The following is a 19,229-nucleotide window of genomic DNA, read 5'->3' on the forward strand; positions in this document are numbered from 1 at the left end:
CGTACAGCGCAGTCAACACGTCGTCCACCAGCGGTTCCAACTCCTCCTGATAACGCTCCACCGTCGAGGAGCCGCACCCGAACACCTCACCCAGCACGTCCGGCGCCAGGTTGTGCCGCAGCCCGAACAGCACCAGCACCAACGCCGTGTACAGCGGCAACGCCCGCGGCCGCCCCATCGGGAGATCCCAGTCCAACAGGGCGTCCACGTGCTCGTACAACCACTGCACTTGATCGGAATCCAGCCCGGTCATACGCTGACAGCGCGGCGGTCGGCCGTCGATCATTTGAGTCCACACAACCCGGATGATCTAGACGAAGCCGACCGCCGTTTCCACCAGCGACACACCCGACTTGATCACATCCCCGTCGTCACTCCACGTCACATCGACAGCGCTCGGCGCGAACCGACTCGAACCCTATTGGGAAGTCCTCCCGGTGCTACACCCTAGTATTTCGCCACAAAATGACGCGGCAACGGGGCGGGAAGAACTCTTCCCTAATCTGAACGACGCAGGCCAATACTGCGGTGACCCAAGGAGCGAAGGTCACCGCAGTAGGCGCTACCAGGTGAAGGAAATACCTTCAGTGGGCCTTCTACGCCCGGCCAAGGACAGGATCCTCGCAATGCTCCTCGGCATCCAGAACCTTACAGACCTTCACCAATACCGGAGTCTCCTCCGCCAAGTCTTCGGAAGCCCACGGGCTACAGTAGGGGGATTTATGGCCGTGGGTCGTAGCAACCCGATCAGTCTCCCAGGTTCCGGTAGGATTGATGTCCACCCGAACCTCAACCCGCCAGCCGTCGGGGTAATAGTCGCACGCCTGGATCGAATCCCCCGGCTTCGAGTCGACCGGGTCGGAATTGAATTTACCGATGCCGATCAGGTTGGCGCCTTCCCAGTACTCCGTCCACACGTCAAGTGACTGGATGCTGGCGTCATCCTGATTTTGCTGGGCAGTGACATCGGCTTGGGCAATGCCCGGGAAACCCAGGGCGACAGCGAAAGCCGCAATGACCGCTAGCATCGTACGACCCGGCGATCTGGTCACACTCTTCACGTGAACTTCCCCCAATCGGGGGCGGCTCCGGCCCACTCGACCCCCGTCGTAGTTAGTGTCGACATCGTTTCACACGATCAGCCCGCATCTCAAGGGGGGCGACATTCATCTCCGTTTTTGGACGCGCCCCGGAAGCAACGCCAGCCTTCCCTATGGCGACAACCAGCACCCGGCTGAGGCTAACGCAAACCAGAATCTTCGCCACCTACAGCATAACTGGCGCGACACCGGCGGTGACACCATTATCCCTTTCATTGATTAATACGGGTAAAGGGTAACTTTTCGGGGCACCCCTACGGTGTGCAGTTCCTCGAAGCTACTGACTTTGGGGATGGCCAGCCTTCCCTTGAGGTTCGGACGCGCTTCGCCCCCCCCCGCATGACCTGGAGTCGCCGGCCACGCCCATCTTGTTGAACGGGTGGATGCCGCACCGAGGGTGCGCTCTCGATGGCCAAGCCCGCCGCTCCCCAGGTGCCGGCGATGCCGACGATGCGCGAGGATGCGGCCTTCACCGCGATCGGCGACGTCATGCACCAGCCACCGGTCTCGCCGCGGACGAGCGCCGCGCCCTGTCGGGCTGCGACAAGGCCCCGGGGGTGAGGTGGTCTACGGGGGTCACCGACGCGGCTGGCCAACGGGGGTAGCCGTCGCGCGGACCAAAGAAGCCGACGCGACGAGAGTAGATTTCGATAAACACACGTATAACTATCTCGGCCAACGCAGCTACCTCGTGGCGCACACCGCCGACGGACCAGCCGGGACGGTGGCGAGCACGACCGCTGTGCTGCAGCGGGCCGTGGTGTCGAAGCTCGGAGAGCGGCCGGCGAGTTAGCAGCACCGGGGTGCGGACTCAGCAAGGGCAGCCCGCCAGCGGTCGACCTCGGCGAGCCAGGAGCGCGGCGGCGGCCGATCGGGGGTGCCCGGCGGGCCAGTCGAGGTCGCCTGCGCCCCCGGCGACCCGGACACCGGGCTGACCGCCATCCAGGACGCCGGCTTCGCCGTCGAGGGCACCGCCCGCTGGGGACTTGCCTTCGTCTGCCGACTCGGCGGCCTGCCCACCCCGGACGCCGAGCCCTGCATCGACACCCCGCAGGCCAGCGGGTACTGGTCGTACTGGCACGCATCCAGCGGCGGTGACTGGGAGTACAGCGACAAGGGCGTGCTCAACTACGACCCGGCCCCGGGCAGCGTCGAGGGTTGGTCCTACGGTGCCAGCGAGCCGCCGAGCATCCCCGCCCCCTGATTCACCCGCGCCGCTGGCGTGACCAGTGGCGCACCCCGGGTGCCCGGAACTGTCCTGGCGTCGTCCGGTGTGGGCGGCGACGTATCTGGTCAGGGCGTCGCGGATGAGGTCGGATCGGCGGGTCGCGGTCTGCTCGGTGAGGCGGTCGAGTTGCTCGACGAGCGGGACGGGCAGCCGGGGGCTGACCAGCATCATGGGCGTCTCGGGTTTGGTGTTGGTCGTTGGCGCTGGGGGTCATGGACCTGATAGTCGGCGCCAGGCTGTCGGCGGTCTGGAACCAGGCGATGACCTCGTCTTTGATCATCCGGTCAAAGTCCGGTTCGGTCACCGGACTCGGCTCCTCCACTCGTCGAGGTCAGCGCCACGTAGGGCACGGGCATCGATGATTTTGTAGGTATGGGTGGCCCCGGTGCGGTCGCATAGTGGCGATGACTCGACCGCTGGCGGCAAGGCCGGTGATGATGAGCAGCAGGTCCCCGAGGTGCGCTCGTAGCGTAGGCCCGGCGGGGCGTACAGCGCTTCGGTTACCTCCTCCAGGCTGACGCCGTTACGGCGGGCATTGTCCAGGCTCTCGTCGGTCCGCACGTACTCGCGTTCCGCCACGGCCCTCCGTAACACGTCGTATTACGCCGCTTGGCCGACGTGGCTGGATTCTTCGGCTGGCAAGCAGCGCAAGAGCAGCAACCCTCAGCAACTGGCCGGGCTGGTCTTTTCGACAAGAAGGTCGTCAAGAGTGTCGCCGATCATGGCGAGGGCTTGCCGCTGACTTACGATCGTGGCTCCCATCGGTACGGGGGCGGCGGCGAGTTTGTCCCGGGCGTCAGCGACCATGGCCGCCCAGGCGGCGTTGTCGAGCACGCCGGTGGAGTCGAGGAAGGTCAGGATCCGGGCGCCGTCGGCGAGGCGTGCCACTGCCGTCATCATCGTGACGAAGCTGACCATGACCACGCAGGCAGCGTGCATGTTGTCGATATCGAGCAGTTCTTCGACGTGGGCGCGGAGTAGCTGATAGGCGGCTCTGCGGTCGCCGCGGCGGAACAGCGCCCGGGCACGCACCGACTGGTTCGGCGAGTGGGTGCGTGCCGGCAGCGGAACGTCGATCGCCTGGTCGAACAACTGGTCGGCCGCAGCCCGTCGACCCTGGAAGGCGGCGGAGAAGCCGAGCAGCATCAGCGTCCAGTGCAACAAGGTCGGCGGGCCGTGGCTGCGGAACCGGTCGACGAGCTGGGTGAGCTGGGCTTCTCCGCGTGCGTACTGTCCCTGAAAGACCAACGCTACGCCGAGGTCGACCTCGACCTGCGCGGCGAGATCGTCGGCGCCGAGCCGGCGCAACTCGGCCAGTGCCGGGGGCGCCGTGTGGATCTGCGCGGCGTAGTCGTCGTGGACGTTGGCCCGCAGGTGCCGGGCTACCGGGTCGTCCGGTTCGCAGTGCTGCCGGACCAGGGTGTCGAACCCGGCCGGGTCCTGACGGACGTGATAACGGGACGCGGCGGCGATCAGGCCGGCCACGACCCGTGGCCGGTCCTCGGCCAGCATCCGGTCCTCGACCAGCGTCCGGTCCTCGGCCGGTGCCTGTTCGAGGAGACGTTGCGCCCACTGCCCGATCTCGTGCCGGTGCCGCCGGGCGGCCTCGGTGCAGATCGGCCGGAACAGGTCATGGACGAGGCGGTGGTCGCCGCCGGCAAAAGCCCGGTCAACCGCTGCGCGCAGGTTGGGCCACAGCTCGTCCAGCCGGGCGACCCCCTGGACTTCCGCCGGTCCGGTGAGCTGATCGTGCAGCGAGGTCACCCGTTCCCGCACGTAACTGGTGTGCGCGGCCTGCGCTGGTGCGGCCGCCGGTCCTGCGGTGAGGTGTTCGGCGGCGAACTGGCGGACCGGTTCCAGCAACCGGAACCGCTGGCCGAACGGGCCGGGTTCGGCGGAAAGCATCGAGCGCTGCACGAGGCGGTGCAGCACATCGTTGACATCCAGACCGCTGCCGGCGGCAACGGCCGCGGCTCCGGCCCGGTCGACCGGGCCGGTGCACACCGACAGCCGTTGCAGCAGGTCCTGTTCGGCCACGGTGAGCAGCCGGTAGGACCATTGGATTGTGGCGCGCATGGTGCGGTGCCGGTCCGCCCCGGTCCGCCGCCCGCCGACCAACAGCCCGAGCTGATCGTCGAGACGCTCGCGGATCTCCTGCGGGGTGTGACTGACGGTTTGGGCGGCGGCCAGCTCGATGGCGAGGGGAAGCCCGTCGAGACAGCGGCAGATCTCCTCGATCACCTCCCGTGCGGCATCCGTCGTGCCAGCGGCGGTCAGCGCGTTCGCCCGTTCGGCGAACAGGTCGGCGCCGGCCCCGGCCGCGGGCAAGGGTGGCACGGCGACCAGCCGTTCGTGACCATGGTTGAGGCCGAGTGGCTCCCGGGCGGTGGCCAGCACCCGCACCTGCGGGCAGCCGTCGGCGACGGCCTGGGCCAGGCGGGCCGCGCCGTCCACGACGTGTTCGCAGTTGTCGAGCACCAGCAGCGCCCGGAGGGAACTCAACGCCAACACAATGGACTCACTCAGTGACCGGCCTGGGCCCTCCTCGACGCGTACCGCCGCGGCGACGGCCTGGGGAACGTCCTGGCCGGTCGTGATCTCGGTCAGGTCCACCAGCCAGGCGCCGTGCTCCAGCCGGGCCCGTTGGGCGGCCGCGACGGCGAGCGCGGTCTTGCCGATGCCGCCCGGCCCGACCAGGGTGACCACCGGGCTCTCAGCCAACGCCCGGCCGATGCGGTCGAGGTCACCGTCGCGGCCGAGCAGTCGTACGGCGCGCCGGGGCAGCCGGCCAACCGGCTCGGACCGCCGCTCGCCGCTGATGCGGTGGTCCTGGCCGAGAATCGCCAACTCCAGGCGGCGCAGTCGCGGCCCGGGCTCCACACCCAGTTGCTCGATCAGCCGCTGACGGGCAGTGCGGTACGCGGCCAGCGCGTCGGCCTGCCGGCCCACCCGGTAGAGCGCCGTCATCAGCAGCGCCCAGATGCCCTCCCGGAACGGATACCGCGCGCTCAGCTCGGTCAACGGCCCCACGGTCGCTGCCGGGTCCGCGTCCACCCGGGCGGCGAGATCGGCCTCGACCGCGCCGAGCCACCGCTCGACCAGGCCGTCCACGGCCGCGGCCAGGCCGGGCACCGGCACCCCGGCCAGCGGATCGCCGGTCCACTCGGCGAGCGCCCCGGCGAGGTCGCCGGCCTCGACCCGCCGGCCGAACCGGATCACGTCGACCGCATCGGCGGGCACATCGAGACGGTACGCGGCACCCGAGCGCACAATCCTCGTGGCGCCCAGGCCGCCCCGTAGCCGAGCGATGTAGGACTGCAGGGTTCGGACGGCTGTCCGGGGTGGTCGCTCGCCCCACAGCAGGTCGATCAGCCGCCAGTCCGGCACCGCCACGCCGGGCTGCAACGCCAGGGCCGCCAGCAGCGCACGGCACTTACCCGCCCCAATGTCGACGGCCGCGCCGTTCCCGTCCACCACCTCGACTCCACCGAGCAACCGTATGCGTACCGCCGGCCCTGCCATAGCCACTCCCGCGTTCGATCCCCCGCCCCCGACCAGCAGCTCAACATTTTCGCAACGCCCGCACAACGCCTGCCCGGCACGATCGGTCCACCTCGATCGCGGGACGCAGGTCGCCGATGCCCGGAAAGCGCGTCCATCCCGCCACTCGAACCCACCGCAGCCCGACCGGGGTTGCCACGATCCTGCTGGAGGAACGATGTCCGAACGGTCCGCCGCCCGCCTCGCCGGTGCCCTCTTCCTACTGGTCATCACGGTCGTCCTGGCTAGTTCGGCTGCCGGCAGCGGCGCCGACGGGATCGCGGAACGGCTCGACGACATCGCCACAAGCCCGTCCGGGCTACGGCTCAGCATCGTGCTGCTGGTCGTCGCCGGCGTTGGCACGCTGGGCCTGGCCGCCATGCTGCACGCCGTCACCCGGCGACAGGACCCGTCCCTGGCCGCTTTCGCCCTGGCCTGCCGGGCGGTGGAGTCGGGACTCTACGCGGTACAGATCCTCGGTGCCATGCTGCTCCTGTCACTCAGCCGGCAACAAACGGACACTGCCCGGGAGCTGGGCGCGGCGACGGTCGACATCGCTGCGTGGAGCACGAACGTCGGGGCCTGCTTCTTCGCCGTCGGCAGTGCCGTGTTCGCCTACCTACTGCTGCGGTCCCGCGCGATCCCCCGACCGCTGGCCAGCCTCGGCCTGCTCGCATCGCTGCTGCTCGCCGCCAGCGTCCCCGTGCAAAGCGCCGCCGGCGCCGTCACCGCCGAGGGTGCCGGCATCCTGCTGTGGCTGCCGATGCTCACCTTCGAAATCACCGCGGGTGGCTGGCTCCTCATCAAGGGCCTACGGTCCACGGGCCCTGCTCTCGCCCCTTTCGCTGGCGCGAAGGAGAGCGACGAGGTGAGAACAGCATAACGACGTAGCTCAACTCGAGCATGAACGAAGGTTGGCCGTATGCGATTCGGCCCAGCCAGCGTCCGAGGATACCCGGTGGATAATCCAGCGCGGACCCACCCCGGTAATACTGGTTTCAGTCTGCACTTCGGCTTCCCCACCGGCTCCCTGCAGATAGGCTGAGCAGGCCAGCTTCGCCAGATCTTGGAGGATGCAGCTATGCCCGTTCTGGTCGCGTTCTCGATCACTCCACTCAGCGTCGGCGAAGACATCGGTGAACTTGTGGCTGAAGCCGTACGCGTGGTCCGCGCGTCGGGTCTACCGAACCACACCGATGCGATGTTTACCCTGGTCGAGGGCGAGACCTGGGATCAGGTGTTCAAGGTGGTCAAGGACGCAGTCGATGCGGTGGCATTGCGGTCGCCGCGGGTCAGCACAGTCATTAAAATGGACTATCACCAATATAAATCGGCCGCTATAACGGCCAGAATGGAAGCCGTCGACCGATACCTCGCATCTGGTCACGAAGAAAAGTCATCAGCTTGATCTCGTGGTGGTTCCGCAGTCGGGCCGGGTCGTGCGGATACTGGCTTGATCTTCTGCGGGTGGGGCTCAACCGGGCAGGGTTTCGATCGGCTGGCCGGTGAGCGTGGCGGTGAGGTCGAAATCCTGGTCGACGGCCAGGACGGTCAGTCCGGCCTTTCGGCGGTTGCGGCGATCACCCCCCATCGCTGCGACGCCGGACGAAGCACGAAGTGGATACGGTAGCGGCCACGACCGGGCCGGTGCCGGGGATCGGAGCTGACCGGGGCCGGAGGCGACGGCACCCGAGAACAGCCGCGAGCGCCGCGATGAAGCCACCAACCACCGCGAGCAGGAACGCCGCGGCGCTGTCGGTCGCGTCCACCGCTTGGCCGCCGACGGCAGCTCCGGCGGCCAAGCCGACCGCCACCGCGCTGGACAGCCAGGCGAACCCCTCGGTCAACGCGACGCGGGGCACCAGTGACGCGGCCAGCGAACTTCCGGAGATGAGGATCGGTGACACGGCGACACCCGCGAGCGCGACGCCGGCAGCCAACACCGGCACGGTGTCCGCGAACACCATCGGTACGGCGACCACGCACAGCACAGCGGCCGACCCCACGAGGCGTTGCCGGGACGTGATCCGGCCGATCGGCACCGACCCGTACACCAGCCCGGCGGCGAGGCTGCCGACCGCGAACAGCGCGAGCAGCACACCCGCGGCACCGGTGGCGCCGCGCTCGGAACTGAACGACACCACGGCGACGTCGACCGCACCGAGAAACACCCCGAGACCGACATAGATGGTGAGCAGGACCCCCATGCCCCGGGCCCGGACCGCACTCGCCCTCCGCTGCTGGGGCGCCCGCGGCGGTTCGGTGCGCCGCTGGACGGCGAGCGCAAGTGAGCCGAGCACGGTGAGGGCCAGGGCGCACAGCAGCCCGGCCGCCGGGAACCAGCCCACCGCCAGGGCGGTGACCAACACCGGACCGGCCACGTAGATGACCTCGTCGAGGATGGATTCGAGGGCGTACGCCGTCGGCACCCGGGCCGAATCGACGAGCACCGTCCACCGGGCCCGGATCAGCGAGCCGAGTGGCAGGGCCGACGCCCCGACGAGCACGGCGGAGCCGATCAACGTCCACGCCGGGGCCGATCGGCTGGCCAGGACTACGAGCGCCACCATCCCGAAGGCGTGTACGAGCACCGAGACGGCGATGACGATCCGCTGCCCGACCTGGTCGGCGGCCCGCCCCAACGCCGGGGCGGCAACCGCCTGCGCCAGCGTGAGCGCCGCGGTGACCACGCCGGCGAGGCCGTACGAGTCCGTCTGAATGGAGATCATGAGCAGGCAGCCGAGGCTGCGCATCGACATGGGCAGCCGGCCGACGAACCCGGCGGACACGAAGAGGGCAGCACCCGGCGTACCGAGCAGCTCGCGGTACACGCGCAAAGCCAGTCACCCTTTCCGAGGTATCGCCAGTAGCCCCGTCAGGTACTCGCCACTCACCAGACTCCGGCACCGACCACATCGGCATCTTCGCCCACCACAGCGGGCTTCGATGCAACGACCAATACCTCCCCCGAGGCGAGCGCACGGACGCGCGAGTTTAGACGCGACGGGCTGGTACCCGCCATCATGTTTCGCGCCGCGAACCGGTGCGACCCGCACCTCGACCGGTCGCCGCGATCCGATCAGCGGCAGTGGGAACAGCACCGCGCGGGGAGTTCCTCAGCAAGGCTCTGGCCTGTACCGCATGGGTGTCATCCTGAGGGAGGCTGCGCACTCCAGCAGAGTCAGGTTCCGGCCTCGGGTGGGATGAGCCCCAGCGACATCGCTTTCGTCACGGCCGCCGTGCGGTCGGAGACGCTGAGTTTCGCGAACGCGCGCAGCAGATGCGTCTTGACCGTCGCCTCGGCGATGTTCAGGGCCCGGCTGATGTCTGGATTAGACATTCCGACTGCCACGAGGCGCAGAACGTTGGCCTCCCGGGGTGACAGCGCGTCTCGCCTCGGGTGCCGCATCCGGTTCAGCAGCCGGGTCGCAACCGTCGGTGACAGCACCGTCTCGCCCCGCGCGGCCGCCCGGATGGCACCGAGCAGGTCGACGCGCGAGGAGTCCTTGAGGAGATACCCGGTGGCGCCCGCCTCGACGGCGCGCAGCACGTCCGCGTCAGACTCGTACGTCGTGAGCACCAGGACCCGCGCGTCCGGCGCCACCGTGCGTAGTTGACCGGTGGCGCCAACACCGTCGAGGCCGGGCATGCGGAGGTCCATCAACACCACATCCGGATGCAGGGCCCGCACCGACGTGATCGCCTCGGCCCCGGAGGCGGCCTCGCCGACGACGGTGATGTCCGGCTCACCACCGAGCATGCCGCGGACACCGGCCCGTACGACCGGATGGTCGTCCACCAGCAGCACCGAGATCACCGGGCCGGCACCTCGACCCGGACCAGGGTGCCCGAACCGGGCTCGGAACTCACCGTCACCGTGCCGGCCAGCTGCTCGACGCGACTGCGCATCGCCGCCAACCCGTAGCCTCCCGATTCCGCCGTCGCGGCCCGGCCGCACCCGTCGTCCTGCGTCTCCAGGACCACCGACCCGTCATGGTGCTCCAGCCGTACGACCACCGCGTTGGCCCGGGCATGCTTGCGGACGTTCGTGAGCGACTCCTGCGCCGTGCGCAGCAGCACCACCTCGAGCGCCTTGGGCAGCGGCGGTCCGTTGACGGCGGCGGCGAACTCCGAGTGCAGGCCGGTCTCCGACCGGAAGCGGTCAACGAGCCGGCGCAGCGCCTGCGCCAGCGAGGAGTCGTCGAGCGCCGCCGGCGTGAGCGCGCCGACCAGCGCCCGCGCCTCGGTCAGATTGTCGCGAGCGGCGTCCATCGCCAGGGCCAGGTGCCGCCGCGCCTTCCCGGGTGACTGTTCGAGGTCGGCCTCGGCCGCCTGCATCAACATCAGCACACTGGACAGCCCCTGCGCGATGGTGTCGTGGATGTCCGCGGCGAGGCGCTGCCGCTCGGCGTTCACACCGTCCTCGTGGCTGAGCCGCGCCACCTCCGCGCGGCTTTCCTCGAGTTCGCGGATCAGTTCGGCACGGTCGTCGTTCTGGTCCGAGACGTGGCTGAACCAGGTACCGCACACCACCGAGACGACCACCGTCATCATCGCCACCCACAGCGGCGCCTCGAACAGGGCCACCAGGTCACGCGAAACGGCGAAGACCACCGCCAGGTAGCCGACGTTGACCGTCACCACCGCGATGAACGCCCATCGGCGCGGCAGAATGACGTACGCCTGCGGGCACAGCATGGCCAGTAGCAGTGACACCCCGTTGACCATCGCCACACCGGCGGCGAACAACCCGGTGGCGCCAGCGAAGTAGGCGTAGCCGCGCCAGGTGGCGCCACCCCCGCCGGAGAGCGCGCGCCGCCACGCGGCATACCAGACAAGTGCCACGGCGATCATGGCCACTGCCCCGGCGCGTGCCGCGACCGGTCGGTTCGTGGACGCCAGGACGATTGCAGCGGTGACGACGGCGATGCAGACGTAGTAGATCTCCCACACCACGTCGCTGGTCCACCATCCGCCACCCACGTCGCCGGGGTGACTGGTTGAACCCAGCGCGGTCGGGCCCAGCGCGGAGCCGGTGCCGGGGATCACCCGTCCTTGCGTCCCCGCCAGCGAAACGTCGTGCGGCACAGCAGGAGACCTCCGATGCACCACGCCCCCAGGATCACAGCCGTTCTGCCATGCTCCCACGACATCACGACCTCCTGGGCGAGGATCGTGTCCGGTAGCAAGGCCGAGCGGAAGCCCTGGGCCATCCACTTCAGTGGGAACAGCGAACCCACCGTGAGCAGCGGCTCGGGCAACGCGCTGATTGGCGTGTAGAAGATGCCGGAGACCAACGACAGCGCCAGGTAGGGCAGGTTCATCACGGCGCCGGCGCTGCGCTCCGAGCTGGCAAGGCTGCTCGCCGCGATGCCGAGGAACGTGCACCCGGTGACCCCGAGCACGAACACCCAGGCGAAGGTCAACCAGCGCGACGGGTCGGTCGGCATCGTGACGTCGAACATCAGCACACCGATTCCGAACAGGACGACAACCTCGGCGACCGTCACGACGAGCACCATGATGACCTTGCCGAGGAAGTAGGCCGCGGCGGGCATCGGTGCACCGCGTAGCCGCTTCAGCGTGCCGTCCTCCCGGTCGGCGGCGACACTGATCCCGAGATTGACGAACGTGGTGGAGGCGACGCCGGCGGCGACCATGCTGGGCACCAGATACTGCGCCGAGGTGATACTGCTGCCCTCGTACACCCCACTTATCAGCGCGCCGAGCAGCGCGAGCAAAACGGCCGGCAGGGCGAACGTGAACACGACGGCGTCGCGCTCCCGGAAGAATGCCTTCAGCTCGATGATGCCGCGGTGCACGCCAAGGTAGGCGACCGACGGCCCGCGGCGCGCACCGGCAATTGTTACGGCGGTCATCGATCCCTCCCGATGAGAGTCAGATAGACGTCCTCGAGGCTCTGCCGGGTCACGGTGAGGCCCGGCACCGTGCCGCCGTGGCGGCTGGTGAGGTCGGCGACGAGCGGACCGGGGTCCGACGTGTGCGCGGTGCGACGCACACCGTCCTCGTCCCAGGAGACGGTAGCCTCGGCGCTGGCCCGTCCACCGAGCGTCGCCGGGTCCCCCTCGGCGACGATCTTTCCGGCGGCGACGACCGCGACCCGGTTGGCGAGCGCCTCGGCCTCGTCGAGATAGTGCGTGGTGAGCAGGACGGTGGTGCCGTGCTCGGCGGCCAGCGAGCGGATCAGGCTCCAGCACCGTCGGCGTGCCCGGGGGTCGAAGCCGGTAGTCGGCTCGTCCAGGAACAGCAGCTTCGGGTTACCGATGACGCCAACCGCGACGTCGAGCCGACGCCGCTGACCGCCGGAGAGCGTGCGCACCCGCGCGCGCACCTTTTCCCGCAAACCGACGGACTCGATCACCTGATCAGGATCTCTGGCATCGGGGTAGTACCGGGCGAAGTGCCGAACCGTCTCACCAACGGTGAGCTCGGACAGGTCAGCAACGTCCTGCAAAACGATGCCGATGCCGTACCGCCAGTTCCGTGGAGCCTGCTGCGGGTCAACGCCCAGGACGGACACCTCGCCCTCATCCCGGCGGCGGTAGCCTTCGAGGATCTCCACCGTCGTCGTCTTGCCGGCACCGTTCGGGCCGAGCAGCGCGAAGATCTCACCAGTGGCGATGTCGAGGTCGATCCCGTCGACCGCCGGGATGTTCCGATAGCGTTTGCGCAGGCCCCGTACCCGTACGGCGAGCGATTCGGTCATGGGTCCAGGCTCTCGCCACCACGCCCGGCCGGGGACGACCACCCGACTGAATCCCGGTGTCCACCGATCGGTCGACGCCTTCGGCGCGAGCCGGAGTGCGCCCACCGTGGTGCGGGCGGGGCATGGGTGGGCGTCGGTGCGGTGCGGCGTGATGCCCGGGGCCAGCTGGGGATTCGTGATCGGAGCCGGCGGTGCAGGTGTGCGGCACGGTTGCGGCGCCGTCCCAGACCTGGGCAGGCCGGTGGTGGGACCTGCCCAGAGCTACGGGATCGGTAGGGCGTCGAGTTGGCGCAGCACCGCTTCCGGTAGCTGTAGGTCGGCTGCGGCGAGGTTCGTCCGGGCGTGGCTGACCCGCGTGGTGCCGGGCAGCGGAAGGACGGTGAGGCCGTGGACGCGTTCGCGGTGGTGGACCCACGCCAGCGCGACCTGTCCGGGGGAAGCGCCGAGTTGTTGGGCGAGATGTGTCAGGACCGCGCCGGGGTGGTGCGGCGGCGTGTCGTCGCCAACCGGCCGGTGGTGGAGCAGTCCGTGGGACGTCGGTGAGTGCGCCACGACGGTGATGTGGTGCTCGGTGGCGGCGGCCAGCAGGCTGCCCTCGATGCCCCGCTCGGTCAGGGACCAGCGCTCCTGCAGTGCGGTGATCGGGTGCACGGTCTGGGCGCGGTGCAGGTCCGCGGCGGTGACGTTCGATAGTCCGATGGCCCGTACCAGCCCGCGGGCGACCAGGTCGGCCAGGGCGCCGACGGTCTCCTCGATGGGCACGGTGTCGCTGCGGTGATGCAGGTAGTACAGGTCGATGACGTCGGTGCCCAGTCGGTGGAGGCTGGCCTCACAGGCGTTCCGAACGTATGCGGGATCGGCTCGTACCTCGAAGCCGCGGGGGAGGTCGGTGCGGGGCCGGAGGCCGAACTTGGTGGCCAGGGTGACCTGCCCGCGCCGGGAGCGGATGGCGCGGCCGACAAGTTCCTCGTTGCCGTACGCATCGGCGGTGTCGATCATGCGTACCCCATGGTCGAGGGCGGTGTGAATGACAGCGACGGGATCGCGGTCCGGGTCGGCGGCTGTGCTGTCCCGGAGGCGCATGGCACCGAAGCCCTGCCGCCCGAACGCTTCCGCGGTCAACGGTGGCGTCATGCGTGGTACCCGCGCAGGAAGGCCCGCACGCCCGCGGTGATCCAGTCTTTCCGTCCGCGGATGGTGGTGGGGGTGCCCGGCGGGCCGGGTGTCGCCGAGACCAGGAACGCGAAGTGTACGGCGGCCCGCTCGGCGTCGTCGGCGCGCAGCAGGCCAGCCTCGGCCCAACGACGCAGGCGGGCGGCGAGTTCGGCGCGAACGCGTGCGGGACCCGCCTGCCACCAGGCGGTGACCGCCTCGGCGCTGAGGTGGTCGGCCTCGGTGTCGACCTGCCTGATCAGTGCCCGGTGCGCGTCTGGCTGCCCGGTGTAGGTCAGCCATGCGTGGGCGAAGGCCGCAAGCGCCGGTTCGACCTGGTCGCGGGAGGCGACGGCGTCGAGGTGGAGTTCGATCAGCGCGGTCTCGTGCGCGGCGACGGTGGCCGCGGACTCGGTGATCACCGTGGTGAAGAGCGTCGTCTTGTCCGTGAAGTGCTTGTAGATGGTTCGGGTGGACACGCCGGCCTCGTTCGCGATCGTGTCGATGCTGGCGCGGGTGAATCCGTCGCGGGCGAACGCCTGTAACGCTCCGCTGAGGATCGCGGCTCGTTTGTCCCCGCGCAGCCGTGGCCCGGTGGCGGCGGCCGATCCGTTCGTCGTCTCAGTCATGGCGTCCTCTCGTCGCTTGCGCCACCCACCCTAGCATGTAACGTAACTGATGTACTTTACAGATTCGGAGGCATCATGACCCGCATCGCCGTCATCCTCGGCAGCACCCGCCGGCACCGCCGTGGCAAGGCCGTCGCCGACTGGACGCTGCAGACCGCACGGTCCCGCGGCCCGGCAGACACGGTGTTCGAGCTGGTCGACCTGGCCGAATTCCACCTTCCCGTGCTCGACGAGTCGGCCCCGGCGCTCTACCACACCTACGAACACGAGCACACCAAGCGCTGGGCCGCAGCGATCGACGCCTTCGACGGCTACATCTTCGTCACGCCGGAGTACAACCACGGCGTCCCCGGCGGTATGAAAAACGCGATCGACTACCTGTTCCACGAGTGGAACGACAAGGCCGCGGGCTTCGTCAGCTACGGCGTCCACGGCGGGGTGCGGGCGGTGGAGCAGCTCCGCCAGATCGCCGCCGAGCTCAAGCTCGCCGACGTGCGCACCCAGGTGGCCGTCAGCACCTTCACCGACTTCGACTACACCGGACTCGACCCGGCCGACCCCGCCACCACCGGCGTGTTCGCCCCGGCCGAACGCCACGCCGACGACCTTGCCGGGCTGCTCGACGAGACGGTCGCCTGGAGCCGCGCACTCGCCACACTGCGCACGGTCGCCGCGGCCAGCTGAACCGGCGGCCCGAGGCAGTGTCGCCACCGACCGCGCGTGCGGCACCGTCGGTACCCACCCCCCGCGGCAGCCTGCCGGTGATCCTCGCCGGGTTCCTCGCCCTGCCGATGTCCATGTCCGGCGCGAGCGTGGCGATTCCACGGATCAGCGCCGAGGTCAACGCGGGCAGCGCGGCAACGCAGTGGGTGGTCACCGGCTACTTCCTGACCGCCTCGGCCCTCATGCTCGTGGCCGGCTCACTCGCCGACGGTGTCGGACGGCGCCGCGTCTACCGCATCGGTACGCTGGCCTACACCGCTGGCAGCCTCGTCGCGGCCCTCGCACCCGGCATCGGCGTCCTGCTGGGGGCCCGGGTACTGACCGGCGCCGGCGCCGCGTGCATCATGGCCGCTGGTGGCGGGATCCTGGCTGCCGGCTTCACCGGCCCGGCCCGCATCCGGGTCTTCGCCGCCGTCGGCACGACCGCCGCCCTCGGTCTGGCACTCGGGCCCAGCGTGTCCGGATGGATCGTCACGACGGCGGGGTGGCGACTCAGCTTCGGCTGCTTCGCCGTCGTCGGTCTCCTCCTCGCCGCCGGCAGCCTGCTGCTGCCCGAAAGCCGAGCCGGCGTCCGACCGCGCATCGACTGGCTCGGCGCGGTCAGCCTGGTGGCAGCGCTGACCGGCGTCCTGCTCGCCATCTCCCAGGGCCCGGCGCGGGGCTGGACCGACCCCGTCGTGCTCGGTGCCGGCCTACTCGGGCTGGTCGCACTCACCGCCTTCGTACCCGTCCAACGGCGTGCCGCCAACCCGGTGTTGGACCTGACGCTGCTCCGCCACCGCCGGTTCATGGGCTGGCTGCTCGCCACGTCGATCACGGCATTCGGCTACGGCGGCGTACTCGCCTTCCTGCCCACCTATCTGCAGGCGCCGGCCGGGTTCACCGCCGGCCAGACCGGCCTGATCATGCTCCTGCCGACCGTGCCGATGATGCTCGTACCACCGGTCGCCGCGGGGCTGGTCAACCGGGGCGTCACCCCCGCGGCGCTCATCACCGTCGCCCTCCTGGTCCTCGCGGGCGGAAACGCCTGGCTCAGCGTCCTGACCCCCGGCGTTGACGTGCCCGCCCTGGCCGGGCCGCTACTGACCGTCGGCGCGGGGGTCGGTCTGGCCCTGGGCGTCACCGACGCTCAGGCCGTGAACCAGGTCAACACCGAACGCGCGGGCATGGCCGCGGGCATGCTCAACACCGTACGCGGCGCCGCCAACGCGGGAACCCTCGCTGGCTTCGGCGGTGTCCTCATCACCCTCGTCGCCGGCAGCCTGGGATCGGCAGACCTCGCGGGACGCGTCGTCGCCGGCAACCTCGGCGCCACCCCCGACGCCGCCCGGCTCGCTGCCCACCTGACCGACGCCTGGCGGATCACCCTGCTCGGCGTCGCCGCCCTGGGTGCGGCCCTGGCCCTCATCGCTGGTCTGCTCGTCCGCTCAGCCGCCACGCCCGATGCCGAGCGATAGCCGCGGAGCGCAGGCCTCCGAACGCCGCCTCCCCGCGAGGCCCCTTCCGCGGAATGCGGAAGGGGCCTCGGTGACACCGGCGGTCCATCGCCGGCGTGGGTGCTGTGGGTCGGGTTCAGAGATTCAGCGTCCAGGTGTTGATGTAGCCGATGTCGTTGATCCAGACGTCGCCTACCCGCAGTAGCCAGGTGCCGTCCGCGGCCTCGCCGGACAGGTCGACCGCGTAGGTCTCGTTGATGTGGTCAACCCGGTCGAGGAAGTCCCAGTTCTTCAGCCGGTAGGCGGAGCCGTCCGGAGCGACCAGGTCGATCTCCACGTCGCCGCGGAAGGTGTGCCGGATGTTCACCGCGACGGTCGAGGTGGCCGAAGCGGCCCGGCCGCAGTCCGAGAGGGTGATCGAGCTGCTGGCCAGCGCCAGATCCGGAATCGCGACGTCGGTGTCGTTGGTGCCGGTACAGCCCGACGGCGGAGGCGGGGGCGGGGTGCCGTCATCGACAAAGAGCAGCCGGTTCGGCGAACCGCTGCCCGGGTTGCCGACGACGCCGCTGGTCGCGTTGTCCACCAGGGTGTCCCGAACCTGCTGCGGGGTGTACGAAGGATTCTCGGCGAGCACCAATGCGGCGGCACCGGCCACGTGCGGCGCGGCCATCGACGTACCGCTGATCGTGGTGGTGGAGGTGTCGCTGCTGGCCCAGGCCGAGGTGATCGACGAGCCCGGCGCAAAAATGTCCAAACAGCTGCCGTAGTTCGACAGGATGTACCGGGCGTCGGTGCTGTTGGTCCAGCCGACGGTGATCGCCGCCGGGGTCCGGGCCGGGGAGAAGAGGCAGGCGTCGACGCCCAAGTTGCCCGCCGCCACCGTGTACGTCACGCCGGAGTCGATCGAGTTGGTGACCGCGCCGTCGAGGGCGCTGCTCGGCAGGTTCAAGAGGCTCATGTTCGCCACGGCCGGCTTGACCGCGTTCGCGGTGACCCAGTCGACGCCGGCGATCATCGCCGCCGTGGTACCCCCGCCGTCGCAGTCGAGCACCTTGACCGCGACCAGTTTGGTCGCCTTGGCCACGCCGTGCACGGCACCGCCGACGGTGCCGGCGACGTGCGTGCCGTGACCGTTGCAGTCGATGTCGTTGCTGTCCACCGTGTTCGTACCCCAGGTTGCCCGCCCACCGAAGTCGGTGTGTGTCGTGCGGACACCGGTGTCGAGGATGTAGGCCGTCACGCCACCGGCCGGGTTCGGGTACGTGTACGAGCCGTCCTGCGGCCGGTACCGCTGGTCGATGCGGTCCAGACCCCAGGACGGTGGGTCCGGCTGGGTGCCGGCGACCGACACGGTGTGGTTCTGTTCGACGTACGCCACCGCCGGGTCGGCGGCGACCCGGGCCGCCGCCGCGGAGTTGAGCCGCAGCTCACCACCTCGCACGGCCGTGGTGTACGTACGCGCCACCGTGCCACCGTGCCGGCTGCGTAGTCGGGTCAGCGACGACCCGACGGCTGACCGGCTGACCTCGCTGTCCTTGAAGACCACGAGGTAGCTTCCCGGTACGGCCGTGGCCCCACCGGCGTTGCGGACCGTGCCGGTCGGCTCGGCGGCCTGGGCCTGGGCCTGGGCCGCGGTCGGGGTCGCGACCATGGCCAGGGCGACGATACCGATCAGGACGGATCTGCGGTGCTTACCCATCTCCTACCTCCCGGTGGACGGCCGGCGGCCGTCCACCCGTTCGTAGCGGTTACCTCGTTCGCTGGTTCGACGTGGTGGACGCGGGGGTTCTCGTCGGGGCTCGTCCGGGTCAGCCGGCTCGGCGGAGACGTCCCAGCATGCCGTTGAGGTCGTCCGTGAACATCTGGTGCCGGAAGATGTGCCCGCCTGGCTCTTCGCGTCCATCGTGGGGGATACCGGCCTGGCTGAGAGCGGCGCGGAACTCGCGTTGTCCGGCGAGCACCTGGGTCTCATTGATGACGTCCCACCAGTCGACCGGTTTTGGTGAGGTGCCGGCGACCAGGAAGACCCGTTTGTGGTGGTAGCTCGGAATGCGTTCCATGGGGTTGTCCGCGGTGACCCGAGCCTGGTCGAAGAACGGCGCGCCATAGATGGTGCCGCCACCCAGTTCCACCGCGGCGGAACTGAGGTTGGCCCAGTGCGCGACGAGGTGACCGTCGCGACGCAGGCTGGCGGGCCCGGAGTGGGAACTGACAGAGCAGAAATGTCCGAAATACTTGGCGGCGTACTTCAGCGCGCCGAAGCCGCCCATCGAGAAGCCGGCCACCGCGCGTCCGTCGTACTCGGCGAAGGTGCGGAAGTTCGCCTCGATCCACGGCACCAGTTGGTTCATGTGAAACGTTTCCCAGTCACGCGGGCCCACGAAGGTGCTGACCGGGTTGCAGTCAGGGCGGTTGCGTAGTCGGTTGAAGGGTCTGTGAGCTGGGGTTTTTGGCGGCTGAATGGGTGGGGCCGGGTCCATGTAGGACGGGTGCGGCCTGTTCGTGATCATGGTGTTTGCGAAGACAACCGTGATCGAGAACTGGACGCACCCGCTGATGTCATCATCACTGACCGAGATCGTGCTGCCGCAGCGACCCCCGCACCTGCCGTGCCCGACCGTGGTCACCGATGGTGACCGGCGGAGCTTGTTCGTCGCGTTGGCAGCGGTGGACGACCCGCGGGATCCGCGGGGC

The 19,229-nt window shown here is 69.5% G+C and carries 17 protein-coding genes and 3 pseudogenes; 6 read left to right on the forward strand and 14 right to left on the reverse strand.

The features are described from left to right. A partial coding sequence (locus T398_RS25600; RefSeq protein ID WP_496450391.1) for a transposase family protein occupies positions 1–229 on the reverse strand: 229 nt, incomplete at its 3' end. A gap of 367 nt (positions 230–596) precedes the next feature. Further along, positions 597–1,061 carry a hypothetical protein gene (locus tag T398_RS25605; RefSeq protein WP_496450392.1) on the reverse strand — a complete coding sequence of 155 codons (465 nt, stop codon included), beginning with the start codon at positions 1,059–1,061 and terminating at the stop codon, positions 597–599. A gap of 922 nt (positions 1,062–1,983) precedes the next feature. On the opposite strand from T398_RS25605, the pseudogene T398_RS25610 reads away from it, so the two are divergent. Further along, positions 1,984–2,304, forward strand: a pseudogene (locus T398_RS25610) (SCO2322-related protein); the annotation flags it as partial. 87 nt (positions 2,305–2,391) lie between these two features. Here T398_RS25610 and T398_RS25615 read toward each other — a convergent pair. The 3 genes and pseudogenes from T398_RS25615 to T398_RS25625 form a co-directional block, all read right to left on the reverse strand. Beyond that, positions 2,392–2,499 (reverse strand): annotated as a pseudogene (locus T398_RS25615) (ribbon-helix-helix protein, CopG family); the annotation flags it as partial. 129 nt (positions 2,500–2,628) lie between these two features. Then, positions 2,629–2,907, reverse strand: a complete 279-nt coding sequence (locus tag T398_RS25620) for a hypothetical protein (protein ID WP_496450393.1) — start codon at positions 2,905–2,907, stop codon at positions 2,629–2,631. 84 nt (positions 2,908–2,991) lie between these two features. Further along, positions 2,992–5,850: an ATP-binding protein gene (locus T398_RS25625; protein ID WP_496450394.1), complete on the reverse strand. Its 2,859-nt coding sequence runs from the start codon at positions 5,848–5,850 to the stop codon at positions 2,992–2,994. Positions 5,851–6,046: 196 nt separating this feature from the next. On the opposite strand from T398_RS25625, the gene T398_RS25630 reads away from it, so the two are divergent. Together T398_RS25630 and T398_RS25635 are read left to right on the forward strand one after the other, a co-directional pair. Continuing rightward, a complete protein-coding gene (locus T398_RS25630; protein WP_496450395.1) occupies positions 6,047–6,751 on the forward strand; it encodes a DUF4386 domain-containing protein in 705 nt (234 codons plus the stop codon). Between the two features lie 198 nt (positions 6,752–6,949). Next, positions 6,950–7,276, forward strand: a complete 327-nt coding sequence (locus tag T398_RS25635) for a thiamine-binding protein (RefSeq protein ID WP_496450396.1) — start codon at positions 6,950–6,952, stop codon at positions 7,274–7,276. A gap of 172 nt (positions 7,277–7,448) precedes the next feature. Here T398_RS25635 and T398_RS25640 read toward each other — a convergent pair whose 3' ends face one another. From T398_RS25640 to T398_RS25670, 7 genes are all read right to left on the reverse strand, one after another. Then, positions 7,449–8,705 carry an MFS transporter gene (locus T398_RS25640; protein ID WP_496450397.1) on the reverse strand — a complete coding sequence of 419 codons (1,257 nt, stop codon included), beginning with the start codon at positions 8,703–8,705 and terminating at the stop codon, positions 7,449–7,451. Positions 8,706–9,049: 344 nt separating this feature from the next. Further along, a complete protein-coding gene (locus tag T398_RS25645; RefSeq protein ID WP_496450398.1) occupies positions 9,050–9,685 on the reverse strand; it encodes a response regulator in 636 nt (211 codons plus the stop codon). Continuing rightward, the gene (locus tag T398_RS25650; RefSeq protein ID WP_496450399.1) at positions 9,682–10,956 is read right to left on the reverse strand and encodes a sensor histidine kinase; all 1,275 of its coding nucleotides are present in this window, start codon (positions 10,954–10,956) and stop codon (positions 9,682–9,684) included. Before T398_RS25650 ends, T398_RS25645 begins: the two co-directional genes overlap by 4 nt. Continuing rightward, positions 10,914–11,747, reverse strand: coding sequence for an ABC transporter permease (locus T398_RS25655; RefSeq protein ID WP_496450400.1), 834 nt, complete (start codon positions 11,745–11,747; stop codon positions 10,914–10,916). The genes T398_RS25650 and T398_RS25655 overlap by 43 nt, the downstream gene beginning before the upstream one ends. Continuing rightward, on the reverse strand, positions 11,744–12,595 hold the full coding sequence (locus T398_RS25660) for an ABC transporter ATP-binding protein (RefSeq protein ID WP_496450401.1): 852 nt from the start codon (positions 12,593–12,595) through the stop codon (positions 11,744–11,746). Before T398_RS25660 ends, T398_RS25655 begins: the two co-directional genes overlap by 4 nt. A 261-nt stretch (positions 12,596–12,856) precedes the next feature. Further along, positions 12,857–13,678, reverse strand: coding sequence for an aldo/keto reductase (locus T398_RS25665; protein ID WP_496450406.1), 822 nt, complete (start codon positions 13,676–13,678; stop codon positions 12,857–12,859). A gap of 47 nt (positions 13,679–13,725) precedes the next feature. After that, positions 13,726–14,376, reverse strand: coding sequence for a TetR/AcrR family transcriptional regulator (locus tag T398_RS25670; RefSeq protein ID WP_496450402.1), 651 nt, complete (start codon positions 14,374–14,376; stop codon positions 13,726–13,728). Positions 14,377–14,451: 75 nt separating this feature from the next. On the opposite strand from T398_RS25670, the gene T398_RS25675 reads away from it, so the two are divergent. Together T398_RS25675 and T398_RS25680 are read left to right on the forward strand one after the other, a co-directional pair. After that, positions 14,452–15,060, forward strand: a complete 609-nt coding sequence (locus T398_RS25675) for an NADPH-dependent FMN reductase (RefSeq protein ID WP_496450403.1) — start codon at positions 14,452–14,454, stop codon at positions 15,058–15,060. 77 nt (positions 15,061–15,137) lie between these two features. After that, on the forward strand, positions 15,138–16,556 hold the full coding sequence (locus T398_RS25680; RefSeq protein WP_496450404.1) for an MFS transporter: 1,419 nt from the start codon (positions 15,138–15,140) through the stop codon (positions 16,554–16,556). A 115-nt stretch (positions 16,557–16,671) separates the two neighbouring features. Here T398_RS25680 and T398_RS25685 read toward each other — a convergent pair whose 3' ends face one another. Continuing rightward, positions 16,672–18,234: a S8 family serine peptidase gene (locus tag T398_RS25685; RefSeq protein WP_496450405.1), complete on the reverse strand. Its 1,563-nt coding sequence runs from the start codon at positions 18,232–18,234 to the stop codon at positions 16,672–16,674. A 109-nt stretch (positions 18,235–18,343) separates the two neighbouring features. After that, positions 18,344–18,937: pseudogene (locus T398_RS25690) on the reverse strand (alpha/beta hydrolase); the annotation flags it as partial. 100 nt (positions 18,938–19,037) lie between these two features. On the opposite strand from T398_RS25690, the gene T398_RS25695 reads away from it, so the two are divergent. Further along, on the forward strand, positions 19,038–19,229 hold a 192-nt coding region (locus T398_RS25695; protein ID WP_496447907.1), incomplete at its 3' end, for a hypothetical protein.

The sequence above is a fragment of the Salinispora goodfellowii genome (genome assembly GCF_059570675.1).